This window comes from Xenorhabdus lircayensis (assembly GCF_016306625.1).
Classification (GTDB): Bacteria; Pseudomonadota; Gammaproteobacteria; order Enterobacterales; family Enterobacteriaceae; genus Xenorhabdus; species Xenorhabdus lircayensis.
The window spans coordinates 1-7,160 of record NZ_JACOII010000004.1 but is presented as its reverse complement, the minus strand read 5'-3'; the positions used below and the strand labels follow the sequence as shown (position 1 = coordinate 7,160).

The window sequence follows — 7,160 nt, the reverse complement described above, 5'->3', positions numbered from 1 at the left end:
ACAGTTTGGTATAAAATGTTTTGTTTTTTAATAAAATTTTATTGATTTGGCTTATATAAAGAGATCTTAACATTCATCGGTGTAATTAACGGTAATTTACCAAGTTTTCATTAAAAATATCACTTATCATCATTTTTTCCACTGAATAGACCTTTAATTTTCCTACAATCGGGTTTCACTCGCACTTTTGAATATTCTGAAAATAAGTCGTTTCCCTTGCTTAATTTTGATTTTTTATTTAATAAAAACAATATGATAGCTATTCATGTGTGATGAGGGCGTTTTTTCTCAAGCGGTAATATTTTTTTTGATGATGCATCTATGGAGAATCATCTTATTAAGGCTTTTTGATGGAATATTTCATTTGAATTGAAACATGTTCACTGTTGCTACAGGATTTCCGGAAATGTCGTTGTCGTTATGGTAGGAATTTTGGTCGTGACGGGATTACAGACAGAGAAAAGTATTTATGCATGATACCGAATCAAACTTGCCTAATAAGACGTTATTTTTGTTGGAAGGAAAAATATATCGGTAATTGAATATCGCAGAATGAATGTAGACAGGTAGCAGGATGGTTTATCCCAACTACATGCATATATCCAGTTAATGGTTACCAGTACAGTACCGTGATCATACGCATAGCGGCAGAGTAATATGATAAACAGGCCAATGATAAAGTATACAAAGAGAGGAGTGACCATTGATATTGCCCTGATAAATAAAAGAAAATAATAAAAAATTGAGTGATATTTGATTATGCCTAAATTTAAAACACAACTTTTGACTTGACCATCCGAGGTGCTCCAGCCTTCGCAGCTGATAATAGATAAAACCGGAAGTAAAAATATTATAAATACAAATATAACGGTAATAATATTTTTCCTTGAATTCATGTTATGCTTTTATTATTCATATTTACAATGAATAATTTAATTAACGGTTATCTGGGGTACTAAGTGAAGGTTATATTAAAGAAAAACACTTCTAATGATAAAGGAACAGAAACTGTAGGGCTGAGTTCTGTAATTTGGATTCATATGGATATGTTAGAGGAAACCAATATGGGGAATGGCATTGAAATGTTTTTTGAAGCAGCATTTCAAATGGACTCCAACGTCCTAACTGAATAAACCTATTTCCATCACCCGATTTGGCATGGATATGCCAAGTGAATTGGCAGCAATATGAACCTGAATATGGAAACAGCCAATGAATGGTTACCTAGACTGACAAGGAACGACCAGCCAGAAGAATAATTTCTTTCACTTCTGCCATTACTCAAAAAAAAAACGAAAAAGTGTTCACAACTGTTCACTTTGTTCATTTTTCACTCATTTTCAGTGAGGGATTTGGTGAAGAGTGATGATGAGTTTGATTTTAAGTTATCACCAGTTAATTGTATGAATTTAAATAAAAATATAACGATATGAATAGGGTGAAAAGTTTTATCAGTAAGTTTTGAATAGTCAGGTAGTGCCTTAAATGAAAGTGCTTTTTCTGTCTGGTGTGTAGGAACAATAAAGTTTGTACGTAAGGATCGAAAAAGACATTAAAGTTTACTCGTAGCGAAATGATATTTTTTAATTAATTGATATATAAATAATTTGTTTAGTATGTTATTCGTCTTAGATTTGTGTAAAGACCGCTCGTTAAAAACCCTATAGGGACGAAAGAGTTTGTCCTTAAAAGATAATTTTACATTGCAACGGAAGATAATTACCTCCTGTATTTTTTAAAACTCCTAGATAAAACAGATGGTTACTCACTATGTACAAACTTTAGCGTCTTTTTTTACCTCTTACATACAAACTAAAGGGGTAAAGGATGCCCCGGTCTTCCTATCTCAAGATTATTCAGTGTCTCGATCGCCAACTTGATATCATGAGTGTTCGCCGGAGCGACTGTAACCGATAAAGGTAACCCTTTACCCTCGGTTAGGAGACTTATTTTGACGCCTTATTTTCCTCTGTCTGTCGGGTTGAGGCCTGTTTTTTTGTCCCGGCAAGCGGTGCCTTAGTCAGGCAATCATCCAGAGATAATTTACGCCAGCCAATGGCCCCCACTTTTTCACTGGCAAGTCACCCATTTTACCAAAATCGTTCAAATACCCCGGCTGCTTGCCATTCCTGAAAACGGCGATGTGCGCTGCTTGAAGAACAAATCCCCGTGGCATTTAAGGCATTCCACTGACGCTCGGTTCGTAACACAAAGAAGAAAGAAGATAGAATTCATGGCGGCGCGGTTATCGACTCTGCGACGATGGCATCCCAAAGGATGATGGGTTTTATGCTCAGGCAGTAAAGGTTCCATCTTTTGCCAAAGCTCATCAGAAATGAGCCATTGTGATGTCGTTTTCTTACTCATGGTCATCACCAAATGGAGAACAGCAGAAAGACTGGCTTAACTATACTATATTAAACCAGTGGCGATTTCGATCGGACCTAAGTCCAGTAACCATACTGTATTCAGGATTTATAGAGCATGTGAACTACCGCCGGTTTAATAAAACCCTTATTGGGATAGGCTCTAAATTCAATTTTTGAATTTAGAGAGGATTATTTATCAATCGGAGTGATAGGTTGGACTGAAATAACTTAAACAATCGGTAACACTGTAAAGGTGTTGCGGAATATGGAACATACATTATACTGTTCCACAGTTAGGAACATGATCAGCATGATTAAGAGTTTCAAGTATAAGGGACTGAAAAAATTCTTCTTAAAAAATGACAGTAGTGGGTTAGAGCAACCGTTGGTCAGGCGAATCAAAAACCGACTTACCGTTATTGACTCAGCTGATGATATTGAATCTATCAATCTTCCTGGCTACGATCTCCATGAATTAAAAGGAAATCTGGTCAATCAAAGTATCAGGTAATTGGCGCATCACATTTAAATTCACAGATGGTGATACCGAAATTCTTAACTTGGAATTATCACTAATGCGAATGGCTAACCCTGCACATCCTGGTGAAATCATTGCCGAAACACTGGAAGAAATGAATGTAAGTTTACGGCAGTTTGCTAAAGCAATGGAAATTGCACCTTCAACTGCTAGCAGGCTTCTCTCGGGACATACATCTGTTACACCAGAAATGGCCTTGAAGTTGTCCGTGGTGATTGGTAGTACACCGGAAACATGGTTAAAAATACAAGCGAATTACAGCTTGCAAGAGGCCAAAAAGCATGTTGATGTAAGTCACTTGCACCGTTTAACTTTTGCCTAAGCACTAAAGCCATAACCACAAAAAAAATCAGTATGTTAACTGATGATTCAAAAAGTTGAGAAACTGCATCATTTCAAGCTTCCTACAATTTTATTCTCTGTTGAGAAAAGCGCCTATGTCTGTAGTAATTATAACTTGGCACAATTGTAGGAGAGAACGCTAATTTTTCTATTTGAGGATGAATTATAAATAAAGGAATCCTTGACAGAGAAGTTACAGTTATTGTTTTTTTGGGTAGTTGTTATTTACTACTTGAGGATTAACAACTATTAGTGAATAATATTAGTTTTTGAGTACTAATAAGAAACAACAAATTTATAATGTACAGTTATGAGTGGTTTAAATAAAGGTAAAATAATAGAGGTATTATCGTTAAAATACCCAAATGCGTTAAGCATAACGCCTTACAAAGTAAAACCGTTATCTGATAATTTTGATGGGGCATTATTGTTTAATTTGGGAAGAATCCCAAAAAAATTTAAAAATGGAATAATTATCTCACTTCAGTGGCATAGGAACTGGCCTGATTATTTACGTGTGGTTGCTTTCGGTGAATATAAAGTGAACATACATGGAAGTAAAGTATGTTTACCAACAATACAAGAAAGAGAAGACGCAAGACAGACTCTAAAAAATATGGGACTATGGAATAAGCGGTGTGAAAACCTTTTCAAGGTGAACATGGGAAGAAAGGACGCAGCAAATAGATAAGTGCCTGCAACACGGTGCTTTTTCATATTTATAGACCACAACATATCAGGAGCTGGAGATCTTCACTTGAACTGTGGGATGAGAGTTACCTGTAAATCAATCGCAATTGACGAGAAAACTGGGCCAATCGGTCCATGTTATTCGCGTATTCTGTCGAGATCAAGAAAGTGATTTATATAACCAATGCGATTGAATTACAGGACATTGTTATTCGGCATGCCATTAAGAAACGTAAAATATTCCAGTCGGATCTCAACAAGCCGTTTTATGATTGAATTTGATGACTACTTAAATGATCACGTTTAATATGAAATGGCGATGACAAAAAATCGTTAAATATCCTGTTTATACTGAATTCCTAATTTGCTCAGATGGTGATTAATTTTTTCAATTATAATTTCCACGCCATTATCATTAGCAATATGATTTAAATCAAGTTTGAAACCAATTCCTTGTATTTTTTCTACTGATTGGATCTTTGAATTTACTTCTGGATAGCCGTCATAGTTATTCCAAATTTCTTCTAATGATGAGTAATCACTATTGTTTTGGGTAATGGTAAATAAGTAAATTTCGAGGTGGCTCTCTGTTTTTTCTACATTTATTTTTAATTGATATGCCTTAGGCTCAACATTTTTTCCGTATTGTTCAATTCTGGTATCAGCTTCTAACTCACTGTCTATAACAAGTTTAAATCTAATACAAAATCCTGCTGGCTAGGCATTCCCTTCTCGTTGACTTGTTTGCCAAAAACAAAGGACACATCCATCATTGGCAGGTAATCCCAGCTCCAGTGGTAAGTGGATTAACAGATTTACGGGGCGGTTTGTTAAAACTCCATGTATCCCAAAGAATGAGTTTCATATCCAAACGTTCAGCAATGTGGTTCAACATAGGAAACATATGTTGATAAAATGCTGTACATACACGGTGAGCCTGACGTACTTGACTAAATTTATTTAACAATTCCATTAGATAACTCCTTTAGTTATCTAATTTAAGCAGCATATGTGGCTAAATGTCTAATATGTTCTTGGCAAGAAAATTGTCAAAATTTATCCAGGATGGTAATGGATCTCGAATACCATAAAAAGTGAGCGCTTTTAGGCAATAATCAATGATACATTGATCCTGTGGAGAGACCCATTGTTGAGTTTGGAGAAAATATTTAATCTCCTTCCATTCTTTGGTAATTATTTGAACATCAGGGTATTCACTGGCAAGTTGTTGCAACCAACTCGAAGCAGCTTTAGGGAGATTACCCAGTGCGAGAAAATACAGATGTGATTTTGCATTATCACTTTGCAAGTATGCATCGATTTTATTTTTCCATTGAGTGATATGTTGGTTGCCACCCATTGGCGGTTTAACTTCAACAATCAGTGCTGCACGTTTGAACTCAATAACGACATCCGGTTCGGCGTAAGTTTTTTCTTCCTCGCTAAAATAGTATTTAGGCCAAAAATCAAACAATTCAAATTCACCATACTTAGCAATATCTAGCCCCAGCGATGTTGAGAGAAATAGATTCATGGCAGTAGGGGATAAATACTTAATCCGCGTCCAGAACGCAGCAGTCAATAGATCTTCTCGTGATTGAAATACGGAACGCCAACTTTGTGGTTTTTCACTGCCAATGGTTACGCGTCAGCTTTACCTTCAAGAACCGCACGTAGCATTCATTCTCCTGATAAGCCTGATCAAGAAGCATCTTCGCTTTATTTAAATCGTGTTCATTGTGAACAATGAGTTCAACGTTACCTGTTCCCCAATGACCAATATTAGTGACATCTCGGCTGAAACCTTCTTCTAACGTGATGTGATTCGGATTTAGCTTGAGCCATATACGGATATGAGGATCTGTGATGGGGGTATATTGCCACACAGACAAAGTTGCGAATACGGCGAAATGCATCATATAACTTGAGTTTTTTATATTGGGCTTCATCACGAGAGAAAGTAAATGGCTTTTCATAATAGTGCTACACCCATTTTTTGGTCGTGTATTCAAAGCATTGTTCTTCAGGTACAATAGCCATTTTTTATGGGGAGAATTTTAGTGACAACGGTTGAAGTTAAATGTCGATTTTGTGATCAGACAAAAGAGGTTAAAAAGCATGGTACAGGTAAAGGAGGCCATCAGCGTTATCGCTGTTTGTCTTGTAATCGCACTTTCCAACTCGACTATTCCTATCGCGCCTGTCAGGCTGGAATAAAAGAACAAGTCGTTGATCTAGCAATGAATAGTTCAGGTATTCGTAATACCGCCCGGGCATTACATATCAGCATTAATGCGGTTGTTCGCACTCTAAAAAACTCTGCCCACGATGTGTAACAACGCTTTCTCTGGATAATTTGGACATTCAGCTTATCTGCGAAGTTGACGGGATATGGTCTTTTGTTGGCAATAAAAAGCAACAACGTGGGTTATGGTATGCTTGGGAACCCCGTCTGAAGCGTATTATTGCTCATACTTTCGGAAGACGGAGCAAGAAAACACACAAGAAATTATTGAAAAAACTCGCTCGATTCAATGTGGCTTTCTGGTGTACAGACAATGTCAAAGCTTACAACAAGTTACCGACGCATTGGAAACAGTTTCACGCAACGTATCGAACGTGAAAATCTCACTCTACGTAATCGAATTAAGCGATTGAACCGTAAAACACTCGGTTATTCAAAATCGCCGGAAATGTATGACAAAGTTATCGGTACTTCTGATTGTTCAAGCATTGAATCAGACCTTTTTACAACAAAAATAGCTTCAATTTTCATTTAGAACTCTTAGTGAACGTATCTTGTCGATATTTTATATAAATACCACTATCAGTGTCTTTTTCTCTGTTTATATTATGGTGAATTTAATTATACATTCCACAAAAAACGGTAGCGTCCATTTATTAAACGCCATTTGAGGCTTTCAGCGGGCTTTAAAACCATAAAGACAAGCCTATGAGTTTGTATTTTAGTAAACCCTATATATTGATAAGAACCCTCGCTTTCATCAATTGGAGTAAGTTGAACTATACCGTTTTTCCCTAATTGGTAAGATAAATTTACTGCACATTCGATTAGTGAGATTCCACAACCCCTAATACCTGGGTGTGTGGAAATATCTGAAATTAGGGTCATGTATTAAATGGTTAGTTACTGTGATATGCTTCCGGCTTTTTAAGGATGAAGCATGGTCAAAGTTGACGTCTATTGCCGTTATTGCCAC

At 36.5% G+C, this 7,160-nt stretch carries 6 protein-coding genes and 4 pseudogenes; 6 read left to right on the top strand and 4 right to left on the bottom strand.

Going from position 1 to position 7,160, the window contains the following annotated elements; all coding sequences use genetic code 11:
• The first annotated feature begins 959 nt into the window (after positions 1 to 959).
• Positions 960 to 1,133 (top strand): hypothetical protein, encoded by a 174-nt coding sequence (locus H8A87_RS00135; RefSeq protein WP_198688014.1) that lies wholly within the window; start codon positions 960 to 962, stop codon positions 1,131 to 1,133.
• 694 nt (positions 1,134 to 1,827) lie between these two features.
• Here H8A87_RS00135 and H8A87_RS00130 read toward each other — a convergent pair.
• Positions 1,828 to 2,367, bottom strand: a pseudogene (locus H8A87_RS00130) (IS5 family transposase); the annotation flags it as partial.
• Positions 2,368 to 2,679: 312 nt separating this feature from the next.
• On the opposite strand from H8A87_RS00130, the gene H8A87_RS00125 reads away from it, so the two are divergent.
• The 4 genes and pseudogenes from H8A87_RS00125 to H8A87_RS20360 form a co-directional block, all read left to right on the top strand.
• A complete protein-coding gene (locus H8A87_RS00125) occupies positions 2,680 to 2,880 on the top strand; it encodes a type II toxin-antitoxin system RelE/ParE family toxin (RefSeq protein WP_332460305.1) in 201 nt (66 codons plus the stop codon).
• A gap of 64 nt (positions 2,881 to 2,944) precedes the next feature.
• The gene (locus H8A87_RS00120; protein WP_198688048.1) at positions 2,945 to 3,229 is read left to right on the top strand and encodes a HigA family addiction module antitoxin; all 285 of its coding nucleotides are present in this window, start codon (positions 2,945 to 2,947) and stop codon (positions 3,227 to 3,229) included.
• A 330-nt stretch (positions 3,230 to 3,559) separates the two neighbouring features.
• Complete coding sequence (locus H8A87_RS00115; RefSeq protein WP_198688013.1) at positions 3,560 to 3,940, top strand: hypothetical protein; 381 nt, start codon at positions 3,560 to 3,562, stop codon at positions 3,938 to 3,940.
• A 116-nt stretch (positions 3,941 to 4,056) separates the two neighbouring features.
• A pseudogene (locus H8A87_RS20360) lies at positions 4,057 to 4,191 on the top strand (IS256 family transposase); the annotation flags it as partial.
• Between the two features lie 517 nt (positions 4,192 to 4,708).
• On the opposite strand, the gene H8A87_RS19635 reads toward H8A87_RS20360, so the two are convergent.
• From H8A87_RS19635 to H8A87_RS00100, 3 genes and pseudogenes are all read right to left on the bottom strand, one after another.
• Complete coding sequence (locus H8A87_RS19635; RefSeq protein WP_232369976.1) at positions 4,709 to 4,912, bottom strand: hypothetical protein; 204 nt, start codon at positions 4,910 to 4,912, stop codon at positions 4,709 to 4,711.
• Between the two features lie 42 nt (positions 4,913 to 4,954).
• Positions 4,955 to 5,521, bottom strand: coding sequence for a hypothetical protein (locus H8A87_RS00105; RefSeq protein ID WP_198688012.1), 567 nt, complete (start codon positions 5,519 to 5,521; stop codon positions 4,955 to 4,957).
• A gap of 46 nt (positions 5,522 to 5,567) precedes the next feature.
• Positions 5,568 to 5,915, bottom strand: a pseudogene (locus H8A87_RS00100) (hypothetical protein); the annotation flags it as partial.
• Between the two features lie 84 nt (positions 5,916 to 5,999).
• Here H8A87_RS00100 and H8A87_RS00095 point away from each other — a divergent pair.
• Positions 6,000 to 6,719, top strand: a pseudogene (locus H8A87_RS00095) (IS1 family transposase).
• Positions 6,720 to 7,160 lie beyond the last annotated feature (441 nt).

What these genes read in the sequence shown, in the direction of transcription:
- H8A87_RS00125 (WP_332460305.1), top strand. Translation starts at nt 2,680, where the DNA reads ATGATTAAGAGTTTCAAGTATAAGGGACTGAAAAAATTCTTCTTAAAA.
- H8A87_RS00120 (WP_198688048.1), top strand. Translation starts at nt 2,945, where the DNA reads ATGCGAATGGCTAACCCTGCACATCCTGGTGAAATCATTGCCGAAACA.
- H8A87_RS00115 (WP_198688013.1), top strand. Translation starts at nt 3,560, where the DNA reads ATGAGTGGTTTAAATAAAGGTAAAATAATAGAGGTATTATCGTTAAAA.
- H8A87_RS19635 (WP_232369976.1), bottom strand. Translation starts at nt 4,912, where the DNA reads ATGGAATTGTTAAATAAATTTAGTCAAGTACGTCAGGCTCACCGTGTA.